Below are 15,343 nucleotides of genomic sequence, written 5' to 3'. Positions count from 1 at the left end.
TTCCCATGCAGAAAAACATTGGCGCACCGCAGGGGTTTTCCCTTAGCGATCCACGTGTGCGCGCCTGGCTATTCCAAATCATTACCGTTGTGGCCGTGGTCGCAATGGGCTGGTTCCTGTTCAGCAATACACAGACCAACCTGCAACACCGGGGCATCACCTCGGGCTTCGACTTCCTCGAGCGCAGTGCCGGTTTCGGCATCGCCCAACACCTGATCAGCTACACCGAAGCGGACAGCTATGCCCGCGTCTTCGTCATCGGCCTGCTCAACACCCTGCTGGTTTCTTTCATCGGCATCGTGCTGGCCACTATCCTCGGCTTCGTCATCGGTGTCGCGCGCCTGTCGCCGAACTGGATGATCAGCAAGCTGGCGACCGTCTACATCGAAGTCTTCCGCAACATTCCACCGTTGCTGCAGATTCTCTTCTGGTACTTCGCCGTGCTGCTGCCGCTGCCCGGCCCGCGTGCCAGCATCAGCTTGGGCGACAGCTTCTTCCTCAGCAACCGCGGCCTGAATATGCCGGCTGCCGAGGCGACCGGTGCATTCTGGCCGTTCGCGATCGGTGTTCTAGTGACCATCGTCGCCATCGTGATGATGACCCGCTGGGCGAACAAGCGCTTCGAAGCCACCGGTCAGCCGTTCCACAAGTTCTGGGTCGGCCTGGGCATGGCCATCGTCATCCCCACCCTGGTCGCGCTGATCTTCGGCAGCCCGCTGCACTGGTCGGTACCCGAGCTCAAGGGCTTCAACTTCGTCGGCGGCTGGGTGATGATCCCCGAACTGCTGGCGCTGACCGTTGCACTGACCGTCTACACCGCGGCGTTCATCGCCGAGAACGTGCGCTCCGGGATCAACTCGGTCAGCCATGGCCAGACCGAGGCCGCCCGCTCCCTGGGTCTGCGCCCCGGCCCGACGCTGCGCAAGGTGATCATCCCGCAAGCCATGCGCGTGATCATTCCGCCGCTGACCAGCCAGTACCTGAATCTGGCGAAGAACTCGTCCTTGGCTGCCGGTATCGGCTATCCGGACATGGTCTCGCTATTCGCCGGTACCGTACTCAACCAGACAGGGCAGGCCATCGAGGTGATCGCCATCACCATGAGCGTCTACCTGGCGATCAGTATCAGCATTTCCCTGCTGATGAACTGGTACAACAAGCGCATCGCGCTGATCGAGCGGTGAGGACCTAGCGCATGAGCACTCATACTTTCAAACCGGATCTGCCGCCACCCAGCGCCAGCGTTGGCGTGGTCGCCTGGATGCGCAGCAATCTGTTCTCCAGCTGGCTCAACACGCTGCTGACGCTGTTCGCCATTTACCTCATCTGGCTGATGGTGCCGCCGCTGCTCAAGTGGGCGATCTTCGATGCCAACTGGGTGGGCAGCACTCGCGCGGACTGCACCAAGGAGGGCGCCTGCTGGGTGTTCATCCAGTCGCGTTTCAGTCAGTTCATGTACGGCTTCTACCCCAGCGAGCTGCGCTGGCGCGTGGACCTGACCGCCGTGCTGGCCATCGTTGGTGCCGCGCCGCTGTTCATCTCCAAGTTCCCGCGCAAGGCCATCTACGGTATCGCGTTCCTGGTGATCTACCCGGTCGTGGCCTGGTGCCTGCTGCACGGCGGCGTGTTCGGCCTGGAAACCGTGTCGACCAGCCGTTGGGGCGGCCTGATGCTGACCCTGGTGATCGCTGCCGTCGGTATCGCCGGTGCGTTGCCGCTGGGCATCCTGCTGGCGCTGGGGCGTCGCTCCAACCTGCCGGCGGTGAAGGTGGTCTGCGTGACCTTCATCGAGTTCTGGCGTGGTGTACCGCTGATCACCGTACTGTTCATGTCCTCGGTGATGCTGCCGCTGTTCCTGCCCGAAGGCATGAGCTTCGACAAGCTGATGCGTGCCCTGATCGGCGTCATCCTGTTCCAGTCGGCCTACATCGCCGAAGTGGTACGCGGTGGCCTGCAGGCGATTCCCAAGGGGCAATACGAAGCGGCCGGCGCCATGGGCCTGGGCTACTGGCGGATGATGGGGCTGGTGATCCTGCCGCAAGCGCTCAAGCTGGTGATCCCGGGCATCGTCAATACCTTCATCGCCCTGTTCAAAGACACCAGTCTGGTGATCATCATCGGCCTGTTCGACCTGCTCAACAGCGTCAAGCAGGCGGCTGCCGACCCGGCGTGGCTGGGCATGGCGACCGAGGGCTACGTGTTCGCTGCCCTGATTTTCTGGATTTTCTGTTTCGGTATGTCGCGCTACTCCATGCATCTGGAGAGGAAGCTCGACACTGGCCACAAGCGTTAGGAGTCACTTAGATGAGCGAAGCAAACAAGCAACCCAGCGCCGAGCCGATCATTCAGCTACAGGGCGTGAACAAGTGGTACGGCCAGTTCCACGTTCTCAAGGACATCAACCTGGACGTGCGTCAGGGCGAGCGTATCGTGCTGTGCGGCCCGTCGGGTTCGGGCAAGTCGACCACCATCCGCTGCATCAACCGCCTGGAAGAACACCAAGCCGGTCGCATCGTGGTCGATGGCACCGAGCTGACCCGTGACCTCAAGGACATCGAGACCGTGCGCCGCGAAGTGGGCATGGTGTTCCAGCACTTCAACCTGTTCCCGCACCTGACCGTGCTGCAGAACTGCATCCTGGCGCCGATGTGGGTACGCAAGATGCCCAAGCGCAAGGCCGAGGAAATCGCCATGCACTACCTGGAGCGCGTACGCATTCCAGAGCAGGCGCACAAGTACCCGGGGCAGTTGTCCGGTGGCCAGCAGCAGCGTGTGGCCATCGCCCGGGCCCTGTGCATGAAGCCCAAGATCATGCTGTTCGACGAGCCGACCTCGGCACTCGACCCGGAAATGGTCAAGGAAGTACTCGATACCATGATCGGCCTGGCCGAAGACGGTATGACCATGCTCTGCGTGACCCACGAAATGGGCTTCGCGCGCACGGTGGCCGACCGCGTGATCTTCATGGACAAGGGTGAGATCGTCGAACAGGCCGAGCCGAACGCCTTCTTCGACAACCCGCAGAACGAGCGTACCAAGCTGTTCCTGGGGCAGATTCTGCACTGAGGACGGGCGGGCAGGGCGCGGGCATCCGTCTGCTCAATGACCGAAAACGCCGATGAAAAAACGCCGGGGCATCAGCCCCGGCTTTTTTTTATGGGTGAGAAGCAGATTTTGCTCATTGGCCCCTGAGCCTCACGATTTGTCCCGGGGCTTCAGATAGCTGGTGATGATCGCCGAGAAATCCAGCCCGCCGTGCCCGTCGCAACTGAAGCGTTGATAGAGCTGTTGAGCGAGGGCGCCGAGTATCACTGGTTGTTTGATCTGCCGCGCTGCCTCGGTGGCCAGGCCCAGGTCCTTGAGCATCAGGTCGGTACCGAACCCGCCGCTGTAGCCGCGCGAGGCCGGCACGTTGTCGAGCACGCCGGGGTAGGGGTTGTTGGTGTCCGAGCTCCAGCAGCGCCCGCTGGAGGTGTTGATGATGTTCGCCAGTACTTTGGCGTCGATGCCCAGTGACACCCCCAGCGCCATGGCTTCGGCGACGCCGATCATGGAAATGCCGAGCAGCATGTTGTTGGCCACCTTCGCCACCTGACCGTTACCGCTGCCGCCGCAATGCACGATGTTGCGGCCCATGGCTGCGAGAATCGGCTGGGCCTTGGCGAAGTCTGCCTCGGCGCCGCCGACCATGAAGGTCAGGGTGCCGGCAGCCGCGCCACCGGTGCCGCCAGACACCGGCGCATCGAGCATCGGATTGCCGTGGGCGACCGCCGCTTTGGCGACCTCCCGTGCAGACAGCGGGTCGATGGTCGAGGAGTCGATCAGCAGCACCCCGGGCTTCACCTTGGCCAGCAGGCCGTCATCGCCGAGGTAGACCGCTTTCACATGAGCCGAGGCCGGCAACATGGTGATGACGATCTCGGCATCCTGCAGCACGCCGCAGGCGCTGTCGGCACCCTTGGCACCTGCGTCCACCAGGGCCGCGACGGCGCCGGTGGACAGGTCGAAGACGCGCAGCGCGTGGCCTGCCTTGAGCAGGTTGTGGGCCATGGGCGCGCCCATGTTGCCCAGGCCGATGAATCCGATATTCATGGTCGTCGCCTCACTTCAGGGTGATGGTGGTGTTCACCGCGCCGCCGACGTCGCTCTCGTCGAACCAGCGCTGGGTCACGGTCTTGGTCTGGGTGTAGAACTGCACCACCTGCTTGCCGTACGGGCCGAGGTCGCCGAGCTTGGAAGCCCGCGAACCGGTGAACGAGAACATCGGCACCGGTACCGGAATCGGCACGTTGATGCCCACCTGGCCAACGTCGATCTCCTCCTGGAAGTGCCGGGCGGCGGCGCCGGAGCGGGTGAAGATCGCCGTGCCGTTGCCATTGGGGTTGGCGTTGATCAGCGCGATGGCCTCATCCAGGGTCGCGGCGTGCATCACGCACAGCACCGGGCCGAAGATTTCCTCGCGGTAGATGCTCATCTGCGGGGTCACCGCGTCGAAGACGGTCGGGCCGACGAAGTTGCCGCGCTCGAAGCCCGTCACCGCCGGGTTGCGGCCATCGAGCACCAGGCGCGCGCCTTCGCTGGCGCCGCGTTCGATCAGGCTGCTGACCCGGTCCAGCGCGGTGCAGGAGATCAGCGGGCCGACATCGGTGCCGTTTTCCACACCGCTGCCGACCTTGAGTGTTTCGGCCTTGGCCACCAGGTCCGGCAACCAGCCCTGCGCTTCACCGACCAGAATCACCACCGACAGGGCCATGCAGCGTTGCCCGGCGGCGCCGAACGCGGCGCCGGCGAGGTTGTTGAGGGTTTGGTCCTTGTGCGCATCGGGCAGCACGATGGCGTGGTTCTTGGCGCCCATCATGCACTGCACGCGCTTGCCGGCTTGGCTGGCGCGGTTGTAGACGTGGGTGCCGACGCGGGTCGAGCCGACGAAGGACACCGCCTTGATGTCCGGGTGATCGCAGATGGCGTTCACCACGTCCTCGGCGCCGTGCACCACGTTGAGTACGCCCGGCGGCACGCCGGCTTCCAGAGCCAGTTCGCACAGGCGCATGGTCACCATCGGGTCCTGCTCGGAGGGCTTGAGCACGAAGGTGTTACCGGTGGCGATGGCCATCGGGAACATCCACAGCGGAATCATTGCCGGAAAGTTGAACGGGGTGATGCCGGCGCACACGCCCAACGGCTGCAGCAGGGTGTAGGTATCGACGCCACCGGCCACGTTGTTGGCCAGCTCGCCGAGTTGCAGGTTGCCGATGCCGGCGGCGTGCTCGACCACCTCCAGGCCGCGGAACACGTCGCCTTCGGCGTCGGCGAGGGTCTTGCCCTGTTCGGCGGTGAGAATGGCCGCCAGCTCTTTCATGTTTTCGCGGATCAACTGTTGGTACTTGAGGAAGATCCGCGCGCGGGCGCCGACCGGCGTCTTGCGCCAGGTCTTGAAGGCCTGGCTGGCGCTGGCCACCGCGGCGTCGATCTCCTCGGCGGTGGCCAGGGGCACCCGAGCCAGCACTTCCTGGGTGGCCGGGTTGACGACGTCGCGCCATTGCTGGGTGCGTGACTCGACGAATTCGCCGTTGATGAGCAGTTTCACTGTAGCGGTCATGGTTCGGTCCTTTGTGAATCGACTGGCAGGAGTCAACGGGCGCGCAGGGTTGCGGACCGTGAACTGTCCATTGCGGCGCTGGCGCTAGGCTGGCGGGGCGGGTCGCTGCGCATCAGTGCGGTACAGCCCAGCGCGACCAGGCCCATGCCGATCAGGTAGGCGATCACGTAGCGCGGGCTGCCATCGGCAGCGGCCAGCAGGCTGGTGGCGATCATCGGTGCGAAGCCGCCGCCGAGCACCCCGGCCAACTGAACCGACAGCGAGATGCCGCTGTAACGGATTTCCGCCGGGAACTGGCGAGCGAACAGCAGGGATTCCGGCGCGTAGAGGATCGGGAACACCACGCCCACCGCCAGCACCATCGCCCACCACACCAGCACCGGCTCACGGGTACCGAGCATGGCGAAGAACGGGTAGACGAAGGCGCACAGCAACAAGAGCCCGGTGAAGTACAGGCGCTTCTGGCCAACGCGATCGGACAGCCAGCCGCAGAACGGCATGGTCGCCAGTGAAAGCGCGGCGCCGGCGGTGATGGCGTGCAGCACGTCGGCCCTTGGAATCTGCAACTGGTTGGCGGCGTAGGCGAGGGCGAAGGTGACTGCCATGTAGAACCAGGCGTTCTCGGCCGTGCGCGCGCCGATGATGGTCAGGGTGGCGCGCGGGTGGTTGCGCAGCACCTCCATCAGCGGCAGACGTACGCGGCGGTTCTGCTGTTTGAGCTTTTCGAAGTCCGGCGACTCGGCGACCTTGACGCGAATCAGCCAGCCCACCGCCAGCAGCACCACGCTGGCCAGGAACGGCAGGCGCCAGCCCCAGGCGAGCATCTGCTCCTCGGGCAGCGTGGCGACCGCGCCCATGGCCAGGGTGGACAGCACCAGGCCCGCGCCCACGCCGGTCTGCGGTAGGCTGCCGTAGAAGCCCTTCTTGCCTTCCGGCGCATGCTCGACGGCCATCAGCACCGCGCCGCCCCATTCGCCACCCACGGCCATGCCCTGCAGAAAGCGCATGACCACCAGTAGCGCCGCGGCCCAGTAGCCGATCTGCTCGTAAGTGGGCAAGAGGCCAATGGCGATGGTCGGGATGCCCATCATCATCAGGGTGAGCATGAGCATCGACTTGCGGCCGATGCGGTCACCGAAGTGGCCGAACAGAATGCCGCCCAGGGGCCGACCGATGAAACCGACGGCATAGGTGGCGAAGGCCGCCAGTACGCCAGTGATCGGGTCGAGGGTGGGGAAGAACAGCTTGTTGAAGACCAGCGCTGCGGCGGTGCCGTAGAGGAAGAAGTCGTACCACTCGATGGTGGTACCCGCCATGCTGGCCAGGCCAGCGATACGGTAGTGCTTGCGGCCGGCAGCCGGCCCTTGAGCGTGTGAGTCGTTCATGAGTTGCCTGCTTTTGTTTTTGTCGTAGGAACTTGGAACTGTGAGCAGCTGGTAGGCGCTGCGTGTCTGGAGTATAGGTATGCAAACTTTCTGTTCCAGTACCTAAAAAGACAGGTTCGTTATGCAAAAAAGCATGATGTCGGCCGGCCAGATGAACTGGGACGACCTCAAGTTCTTTCTCGAAGTCGCCCGAACCCGAACCGCCAGCAGCGCTGCCCGTCGCCTGGGCGTGGACTACACCACGGTGTCGCGGCGAATCGGCGCGCTGGAAAAGGCCCTCGGCACCCTGTTGTTCGAGCGCTCGCGGGCCAGCGGCTTCGTGCTGACTACGGAGGGGCAGCACTTGCTGGGGTATGCCGAGGCTTTGGAAAGCACTCTGCAGACGGCCTGCGAACAGGTGTCGGGCGCCAGCCTGGCGCTCTCGGGCCATGTGCGCATCGGCTCGACCGAAGGTTTCGGCAGCTATTTCGTGGCGCCGCAGCTTGGCGGCTTTCAGGACATCTACCCGAACATCGCCATCGACCTGTTGCCGGTACCGCACTTCATCAGCCTGTCGCGCCGTGAGGCGGACATCGCCATCACCCTGGAGCGCCCTGAACGCGGGCCTTACGTCTGCTCTCGGTTGTGCGACTACGCCCTGAAGCTCTACGCGACGCCCGAATACCTGCAGCGTCACCCGCCGATCCGCCAGGTGGAGGATCTGGGCCAGCACTCGTTCATCACCTACGTCGATGACCTGGCATTCAGCCCGGAGCTGCTCTACCTGGAAGGCATCGTGCCCAATGCCAGCAGCACGCTGCGCAGTACCAGCGTGGTGGCCCAGTACCAGGCCACCTTGCAGGGGCGGGCGCTGGCGATCCTGCCGTGCTTCCTGGCAGGCCCGGATACCCGGCTGGTCGAGGTGCTGCCGGGGGAGGTGAAGGTGATTCGCCAGTTCTGGCTGTATTACCGCGAAGACCTGCGCAAGCTCAAACGCATCACCCTGGTGGCCGATTACCTGCGTGCCTGCGCCGAGCGCAACCGTGCTTTTTTGCTCGGTGAAACGGCCGAAATGGCATTTGCGTGACTGATTTGCCCATGGCGGTCACGCGCGGCTCAGGCGATACTGCGGCCCATTGCCAGGAGGCCATGCCATGTCTACAGAAAATGCCCAACTGATCACCCGTTTCTACCAGGCTTTCCAGCGTCTCGACGCTGAAGAGATGGCGCGTTGCTACGCGCCGGACGTGTGTTTCAGCGACCCTGCCTTTGGCGAGTTGAACGGCGACGATGCCCGCGACATGTGGCGCATGCTGACCTCCCGCGCCAAGAAATTCTCGCTGACCTTTTCCGACGTGCAGGCCGATGCCACCGGTGGCAGCGCCAAATGGGTGGCCACCTACCTGTTCACCCAGACCGGGCGCACCGTGGTCAATCGCATCGACGCATCGTTCGTGATTCGCGATGGGTTGATCGTCGAGCACCGCGACCGCTTCGACATGTGGCGCTGGGCCGCTCAGGCGCTGGGCTTTCAGGGCATGCTGATCGGCTGGACGCCGCTGCTCAAGAACACCGTGCGCAAGCAAGCGCGTAACGGTCTGCGGCAGTTCCAGGCCGCCCGTGCGTCCGACGGGCTGCACGGTGGAGAAGCGCGCGGCTGAACGGAGTGGTACGCTCTCCGGTCAGAACTTCAACGATGAATGGCCGGGTGCATGTAAAGGCCCCCTTTATCGTGTGAAAGCCCGTCCGCCAGAGTATTTCGATCATGAGTGTTATGTCCCTATCCCCCCGTAAAGCCAAGGCCTGGAGCGTGCACGCGGTAACCGCGAGCGGAGTCATCCTCGGTATGCTGGCGTTGCTTGCACTGATCGAGGGGCGGGCGGAAAGCTGCCTGATGTGGCTGGGGTTGGCGCTGCTGGTCGACGGCCTGGACGGCACCCTGGCGCGCAAGTACGACGTGAAGGTGGTGCTGCCGCATTTCGATGGTTCCACCCTCGACCTGGTGATCGACTACCTCACCTACGTTTTCATCCCGGCGATCTTCGTCTACCGCTTCATCCCGCTGCCCGAGTACACGCTGCTGCTGTCGGTGGGCGTGATTCTGCTTTCCTCGTTGTTCTGCTTCTGCAACGTCAACATGAAGAGCAAGGACAACTACTTCGTCGGCTTCCCTGCCGCCTGGAACGTGGTGGTGGTTTACCTCTATCTGCTGGACTTCGAGCCCTGGGTCACCTTTGCGGTGATCATGGTGCTGGCCGGCCTGACCCTGACCCGCATGAAGTTCCTGCACCCGTTCCGGGTCAAGCAGTTCATGCCGATCAATATCGCCGTGACCATGGTCTGGATGTTCGCCTGCGCCGGCCTGATCCTGCAGTTCCCGGCCCAGCCGGTGTGGCTGCTGGTGTTGTGGGGGCTGTCCTCGGCCTACTTCGTGGGCATGTGCGTGTGGCGTTCGGCCCGCGAGTGGTTCGCCTGATCGCCAGCGATGAGCGTCACAGCGGCTAAACCCTGGTTCGTCTACCTCGTGCGCGCCGCCAACGGCGCGCTTTACTGCGGCATCAGCGATGATCCGCAGCGGCGCTTCGCCCAGCACCAGAGCGGCAAGGGTGCTCGGTTCTTCTTCTCCAGCCCGGCGGTAGCCCTGGTCTACAGTGAAAGCTGCCCGGGCAAGGGCGACGCCCTGCGCCGCGAACGGGCGATCAAGCGCCTCGGCAAGGGCGCCAAGGAAGCCCTGGTGGCCACCGGCAGCCTGATGCATGTGCTTGATGAGCTGCCATCAGTCCCACTGGGGTCTGCCTAGGGTCTGTTGCCGTTTCACGCACGGCCGCGCCGGAGCCCCTTTTGTCGCGAGGCAAGGCACGAGCCGCGAAGTTTAGCTAGCTAAATGAGTCGGCGAGAAACGCCGCATCGCGACAAAAGGGGCCCGGCCCTTCGGGTTGTGCGGGAAATCTCGCCATGCGTCGTTGGAGGACTTGGCAAGGGAAAACGCGGACGGCTAGTCCATTCCCTGCGTCCTCCGCCTAGCGGATCGCCGCCCGGCCTGGCGAGATTTCTCGCGACAACGCGGCTCGCGCTGAAACGGCAACAGACCCTAGCATCAGCGGCCAGCTGAGTTAAGCTGCAAGCCTTATCCGCTTTCGGAGGCTTCCATGTCTGAGCTCATCCTGCACCATTATCCCGCGTCGCCCTTCGCCGAGAAGGCGCGTCTGCTGATGGGCTTCAAGAACCTGGCCTGGCGCTCGGTGCAGATTCCACCGGTGATGCCCAAGCCGGACCTCACCGCCCTCACTGGCGGCTACCGCAAGACGCCGGTGCTGCAGATCGGCGCCGATATCTACTGCGACACCGCCCTGATCGCCCGCCGCCTTGAGGCGCACCAGCCGCAGCCGGCGTTGCTGCCTGGCAAGCAGGCCTTCGCCATCGCCGCCTTCGCCCAGTGGGCCGACTCGGTGGTGTTCCAGCATGCGGTGAGCCTGGTGTTCCAGCCTGAATCCATGGCCCTGCGTTTTGCCAAGGCGCCGCCGGAGTTCGTGCAGACCTTCATCGCCGACCGCAGCAAACTGTTTTCGGGTGGCCAGGCCTCGCGTATGTCGGCCGAGCAAGCCAAGCACCAGTGGCCGGGCTTCATGACCCGCCTGCAGGCGCAGCTGGATACCAGCGATGGCGATTTTCTGTTTGGCGAGGCGAGCCTTGCCGATATCGCCATGGCGCATCCACTGTGGTTCCTGCGCGCCACCCCGGTGACTTCGCCGCTGGTCGATGGCTACCCGAGCGTAGCAGCCTGGCTGGATCGCGTGCTGGCGCTCGGGCACGGCAAGTCCGAAGAAATCAGTGGTGAGGTGGCCATTGAGGTGGCGCGCGCGGCCACGCCTGCGGCGCTGCCCGAGGAGGCGTTCAGCGATCCGAACGGTTTCACGGCCGGACAGCGCGTGGCGATTTCGGCTGTCGACTATGGCGTGGAGGCAGTGGAGGGGGAGCTGTTGTTCGCTGGCGCCGAGGAACTGATCCTGCGTCGTGAAGATGACCGCGCCGGCGTCGTGCATGTGCACTTTCCTCGTCTGGGGTTCCGCATCGAAGCGCGTTGAGCTCGATAAAGATCGCGGCTAAAGCCGCTCCCACAAAGGCACCAACCGTGGGAGCGGCTTTAGCCGCGAGGCCGTAGGATGGGGCGGGCCGCGCAGGCGAAACCCATCAATGGCCGATGGGGTTCACCCATCCTACGCGGTTGTGGGAACGGGCGTCCCCGCCCGTTCCCACAGATGCTGCGCGATGGTCTAACGCTTATCCGGCAGCAGGAAATTCCCCGGCCCTGCGTCTTCCAGGGTCGGCACTTCGGCCTCGTCTTTCAGATCCACGCCCGACAGCTGGCGGCGGCAGGCTTCGCGCATCAGGTACAGCAACCGGAAGGTCGCCATGCCGTAGCTCAGGCCCTCCAGCCGCACGTTGGAGATGCAGTTGCGGTAGGCGTCATTGAGGCCGACCCGCGGTGCGTAGGTGAAGTACAGCCCCAGGCTGTCCGGTGAGCTGAGCCCTGGGCGTTCGCCGATCAGGATCACCGTCATCTTGGCACCCAGCCGTTCGCCCACCTCGTCGGCGACGGCGACTCGGCCCTGTTGTACCAGGCTGATGGGCGCCAGTTTCCAGCCTTCCTCGGTGATCTGCTCCAGCAGCTTTTCCAGAAATGGCAGGCTGTGACGGCGCACGGCCAGGGAAGACAGGCCATCGGCGATGACGATGGCCAGGTCGTAGCCGCGGCCGTTTTCCTTGGCGTAGTCGTCCAGGGCGTTGGCGGATTCTTCGTCCAGGCGCCTGCCAAGGTCCGGGCGCTGCAGGTAGGTGTGCCGATCCGCCGCAGCGCTGTGCAGCAGCAGAGTGTCCAGGCCTCGGCCCTGCAGTTCTTCGCACAGGCCTTCATGGTCGAAGGGCAGGTGCACGGCATCGCGGGCCTGGGCGTGGGCGAACTGGAAATCCAGCTGCGCGGCGGTAGGCAGGCTGGTGCCGGCGCGGCCCAAGGCGATACGCGCCGGGGTCAGCTGACGCAGATGCTGCCAGGGGTTGGGCGTAGCAGGGGATTTATCGGGCATGGCGACCTCTCAAGCCAGTTGCGCCAGGGCCTGGCGAAATGCCGGCGGCAGCTCGTTACCCATATGCAGGCGGCCGCCCTGTTGCTGGAAGATGCCCATGCGCGCCAGCCAGGCTTCGAACTCCGGCGCCGCATGCAGGCCGAGCACCTTGCGCGCGTACAGGGCATCGTGAAACGAAGTGGTCTGGTAGTTGAGCATCACGTCGTCGGAGCCGGGGATGCCCATGATGAAGTTGATGCCCGCCGTGCCGAGCAGGGTCAGCAGGGTGTCCATGTCGTCCTGGTCGGCTTCGGCGTGGTTGGTGTAACAGATGTCGCAGCCCATGGGCACGCCGAGCAGCTTGCCGCAGAAGTGATCTTCCAGGCCGGCGCGGATGATCTGCTTGCCGTTGTACAGGTATTCCGGGCCGATGAAGCCGACCACGGTGTTGACCAGAAACGGGTTGAAGTGCCGGGCCACGGCGTAGGCGCGGGTTTCGCAGGTCTGCTGGTCGACGCCATGGTTGGCGTTGGCCGACAGCGCGCTGCCCTGGCCAGTCTCGAAGTACATCAGGTTGTTGCCCAGGGTGCCACGCTTGAGGCTCAGGCCGGCTTCGTAGCCTTCCTGCAGCACCTTGAGGGTCACGCCGAAGCTGGCGTTGGCCGCCTCGGTGCCGGCGATGGACTGGAACACCAGGTCCAGCGGAGCACCGCGCTCGATGGCGGCGATGGAGCTGGTGACGTGGGTCAGCACGCAGGATTGGGTGGGGATCTCGTAGCGCTGGATGATCGCGTCGAGCATGTCCACCAGGGCGCGGATCGAGCTGGCGCTGTCGGTGGCCGGGTTGATGCCGATCATCGCATCGCCGTTACCGTAGAGCAGGCCGTCGAGGATGCTGGCGGCGATGCCCGCCGGATCGTCGGTCGGGTGGTTGGGCTGCAGGCGCGTGGACATCCGCCCGCGCAGGCCCATGGTGTTGCGGAATTGGGTGACCACGCGGGTCTTCTGGGCAACCAGCACCAGATCCTGCACGCGCATGATCTTCGATACGGCCGCGGCCATTTCCGGGGTCAGCCCCGGTGCCAGGGCGGTCAGGCTGGTTTCGTCGGCGGTATCGCTGAGCAGCCAGTCGCGCAGCCCGCCCACCGTCAGGTGACTGACCGGGGCGAAGGCGTCGGCATCATGGGTGTCGACGATCAGCCGGGTGACTTCGTCCTGTTCATAGGGAATCACCGCTTCCTGCAAGAAGTGTTTGAGCGGCACGTCGGCCAGGGCCATCTGCGCCGCGGCGCGCTCGGCGTCGCTCTGCGCGGCGACCTCGGCCAGATAATCACCGGAACGGGCCGGGCTGGCCTTGGCCATCAGCTCGCGCAGGCTGTCGAAGCGCCAGGTCATGTGGGCGATGGTGTGAGTGAATCCAGCCATGAATCATGTCTCCTGTCGCGGCCGCATTTCAGCGACCGCTGCAAGGGGTTAACGCAGTGACTGCTCGGCAGCCTGAATCGCCGCGAACTCTTCCTCCGGCGTGCCCGACACCAGGTGGTGACGGCTGTACAGCGCGAAGTAGGCAATGAACAGAGCGTAGATGACTGCCGCGCCGATCACGACCCGCAGGTCGACCAGGAAGCAGGCCACCAGCGCTACCGCTGCCAGCACCAGAGCCACCGACGAGGTCAGTACGCCACCGGGAGTGCGATAGGGGCGCGGCATGTCGGGACGACGGCTGCGCAGGGTGATGTGCGCCGCCATCATCAATACGTAGGACAGCGTGGCGCCGAATACCGCGACCAGAATCAGCAGGTCACCCTGGCCGGTCAGCGACAGGCCGAAGCCGATGATGCCCGGGACGATCAGGGCCATGACCGGCGCCTTGTTGCGGTTGGTCAGCGACAGGCTACGTGGCAGGTAGCCGGCGCGCGACAGAGCGAAGATCTGCCGCGAGTAGGCGTAGATGATCGAGAAGAAACTGGCGATCAGACCGGCCAGGCCGACCAGGTTGACGAACTGGCTCATCCAGGTAGAGCCGCCGTAGACCTTGACCAGCGATTCGACCAGCGGGTTACCCGAGGCCACCAGCGACTGGGCACCGGCGGCGCCTGGGCCGACCAGCAGAATCAGCCCGGCGAACACCAGCAGTACCAGCACCGCGCCGATCAGGCCGCGTGGCAGGTCGCGCTTGGGATCCTTGGTTTCCTCGGCAGCCAGCGGTACGCCTTCCACTGCCAGGAAGAACCAGATGCCATAGGGCAGGGCAGCCCAGATGCCCAGGTAGCCGAAGGGCAGGAAGCTGCTGGCGCCATTGGCGTCGGTGGCGGGAATATCGAACAGGTTGGCGACCTGGAAGTGCGGCGCCATGGCGACGATGTACACGCCCAGGGCGATGGCGGCGACGGCGGTGATGGCGAACATCAGCTTCAGCGCCTCCCCGGCACCGAGGATGTGGATGCCGATGAACACCACGTAGAACACCAGGTAGATGATCCAGCCGCCGACGCCGAACAGCGACTCGCAGTAGGCACCGATAAAGCAGGCGATGGCTGCCGGCGCGATGGCGTATTCGATGAGGATCGCCGTGCCGGTCAGGAAGCCGCCCCAGGGCCCGAAGGCGGTGCGGGTGAAACCGTAGCCGCCGCCGGCGGTGGGGATCATCGACGACAGTTCGGCCAGCGAGAAGCACATGCACAGGTACATGGTCGCCATCAGCAGCGTGGCGATGAACATGCCGCCCCAGCCACCCTGGGCCAGGCCGAAGTTCCAGCCGGCATAGTCGCCGGAAATCACGTACGCCACGCCCAGGCCGATCAACAGGATCCAGCCAGCGGCGCCTTGTTTCAGTTGCCGGTTGGCGAAGTAGTCGGCGCTGACCGCTTCGGTTTCCACACCGCCTTGCGAGGGTGTGGCGATTGTCTCTTTGGACATGTTGGGACTCCTTCACGCCCCGCCGCAGGCGGCGGGGCGTCGTTTTAGTTGGCTGCGTTCAATTGGCAAATTGGCAGTTTCAGAAGAAGCCCAGCGGATTGATGTCGTAACTGATCAGCAGGTTTTTGGTCTGCTGATAGTGGTCGAGCATCATCTTGTGGGTTTCGCGCCCGACCCCGGACTTTTTATAGCCGCCGAAGGCAGCGTGCGCCGGGTACAGGTGGTAGCAGTTGGTCCACACGCGCCCGGCCTTGATGCCGCGGCCCATGCGGTAGGCGCGGTTGATGTCGCGCGTCCACACGCCGGCGCCCAGGCCGAACTCGGTGTCGTTGGCGATGGCCAGGGCTTCGGCTTCGTCCTTGAAGGTGGTCACGCCCACCACCGGGCCGAAGATTTCC

15 protein-coding genes are annotated in these 15,343 nt (G+C 64.4%); 8 read left to right on the top strand and 7 right to left on the bottom strand.

The features are described 5' to 3' along the window. Window positions 1-5: 5 nt before the first annotated feature. From BVH06_RS17495 to BVH06_RS17485, 3 genes are read left to right on the top strand one after another with little or no spacing between them, the layout of a single operon-like run. Window positions 6-1,184 (top strand): amino acid ABC transporter permease, encoded by a 1,179-nt coding sequence (locus BVH06_RS17495; RefSeq protein WP_075931699.1) that lies wholly within the window; start codon window positions 6-8, stop codon window positions 1,182-1,184. Window positions 1,185-1,195: 11 nt separating this feature from the next. Beyond that, window positions 1,196-2,293 carry an amino acid ABC transporter permease gene (locus tag BVH06_RS17490; RefSeq protein ID WP_075931698.1) on the top strand — a complete coding sequence of 366 codons (1,098 nt, stop codon included), beginning with the start codon at window positions 1,196-1,198 and terminating at the stop codon, window positions 2,291-2,293. 11 nt (window positions 2,294-2,304) lie between these two features. Beyond that, a complete protein-coding gene (locus tag BVH06_RS17485) occupies window positions 2,305-3,066 on the top strand; it encodes an amino acid ABC transporter ATP-binding protein (RefSeq protein WP_027905940.1) in 762 nt (253 codons plus the stop codon). A gap of 129 nt (window positions 3,067-3,195) precedes the next feature. On the opposite strand, the gene mmsB is transcribed toward BVH06_RS17485, so the two are convergent. Genes mmsB through BVH06_RS17470 form a run of 3 tightly spaced genes read right to left on the bottom strand, consistent with a single transcriptional unit; the run spans window position 3,196 to window position 6,984 of the window. Next, window positions 3,196-4,092: a 3-hydroxyisobutyrate dehydrogenase gene (gene mmsB, locus BVH06_RS17480; protein WP_075931697.1), complete on the bottom strand. Its 897-nt coding sequence runs from the start codon at window positions 4,090-4,092 to the stop codon at window positions 3,196-3,198. Between the two features lie 10 nt (window positions 4,093-4,102). Next, on the bottom strand, window positions 4,103-5,599 hold the full coding sequence (locus tag BVH06_RS17475; RefSeq protein WP_075934922.1) for a CoA-acylating methylmalonate-semialdehyde dehydrogenase: 1,497 nt from the start codon (window positions 5,597-5,599) through the stop codon (window positions 4,103-4,105). A gap of 32 nt (window positions 5,600-5,631) precedes the next feature. Next, on the bottom strand, window positions 5,632-6,984 hold the full coding sequence (locus BVH06_RS17470) for an MFS transporter (RefSeq protein ID WP_075931695.1): 1,353 nt from the start codon (window positions 6,982-6,984) through the stop codon (window positions 5,632-5,634). Between the two features lie 121 nt (window positions 6,985-7,105). On the opposite strand from BVH06_RS17470, the gene BVH06_RS17465 reads away from it, so the two are divergent. The 5 genes from BVH06_RS17465 (at window position 7,106) to BVH06_RS17445 (ending at window position 11,048) form a co-directional block, all read left to right on the top strand. After that, window positions 7,106-8,050, top strand: coding sequence for a LysR family transcriptional regulator (locus BVH06_RS17465; protein WP_075934921.1), 945 nt, complete (start codon window positions 7,106-7,108; stop codon window positions 8,048-8,050). A 67-nt stretch (window positions 8,051-8,117) separates the two neighbouring features. Next, window positions 8,118-8,624: a nuclear transport factor 2 family protein gene (locus BVH06_RS17460; protein ID WP_075934920.1), complete on the top strand. Its 507-nt coding sequence runs from the start codon at window positions 8,118-8,120 to the stop codon at window positions 8,622-8,624. A gap of 104 nt (window positions 8,625-8,728) precedes the next feature. Then, window positions 8,729-9,439 (top strand): phosphatidylcholine synthase, encoded by a 711-nt coding sequence (pcsA, locus tag BVH06_RS17455; RefSeq protein ID WP_075931692.1) that lies wholly within the window; start codon window positions 8,729-8,731, stop codon window positions 9,437-9,439. Between the two features lie 9 nt (window positions 9,440-9,448). Further along, window positions 9,449-9,763 carry a GIY-YIG nuclease family protein gene (locus BVH06_RS17450; protein ID WP_075934919.1) on the top strand — a complete coding sequence of 105 codons (315 nt, stop codon included), beginning with the start codon at window positions 9,449-9,451 and terminating at the stop codon, window positions 9,761-9,763. Window positions 9,764-10,112: 349 nt separating this feature from the next. Further along, complete coding sequence (locus BVH06_RS17445; RefSeq protein ID WP_075934918.1) at window positions 10,113-11,048, top strand: glutathione S-transferase family protein; 936 nt, start codon at window positions 10,113-10,115, stop codon at window positions 11,046-11,048. Between the two features lie 189 nt (window positions 11,049-11,237). Here BVH06_RS17445 and eutC read toward each other — a convergent pair whose 3' ends face one another. The 4 genes from eutC to BVH06_RS25500 form a co-directional block, all read right to left on the bottom strand. Further along, window positions 11,238-12,047 (bottom strand): ethanolamine ammonia-lyase subunit EutC, encoded by an 810-nt coding sequence (gene eutC, locus BVH06_RS17440; RefSeq protein WP_075931689.1) that lies wholly within the window; start codon window positions 12,045-12,047, stop codon window positions 11,238-11,240. Between the two features lie 9 nt (window positions 12,048-12,056). Then, window positions 12,057-13,451, bottom strand: coding sequence for an ethanolamine ammonia-lyase subunit EutB (locus BVH06_RS17435; RefSeq protein ID WP_075934917.1), 1,395 nt, complete (start codon window positions 13,449-13,451; stop codon window positions 12,057-12,059). A gap of 48 nt (window positions 13,452-13,499) precedes the next feature. Beyond that, on the bottom strand, window positions 13,500-14,945 hold the full coding sequence (gene eat, locus BVH06_RS17430; protein ID WP_075934916.1) for an ethanolamine permease: 1,446 nt from the start codon (window positions 14,943-14,945) through the stop codon (window positions 13,500-13,502). Window positions 14,946-15,024: 79 nt separating this feature from the next. Beyond that, window positions 15,025-15,343: aldehyde dehydrogenase family protein (locus tag BVH06_RS25500; protein ID WP_139315672.1), on the bottom strand; the 319-nt coding region annotated here is incomplete at its 5' end.

Origin of the sequence: Pseudomonas sp. PA27(2017) (assembly GCF_001945445.1) — a bacterium.
Taxonomy (GTDB): Bacteria; Pseudomonadota; Gammaproteobacteria; order Pseudomonadales; family Pseudomonadaceae; genus Aquipseudomonas.
The sequence above is the reverse complement of the archived record's forward strand: the minus strand, read 5'-3'. Positions and strand labels throughout refer to the sequence as shown.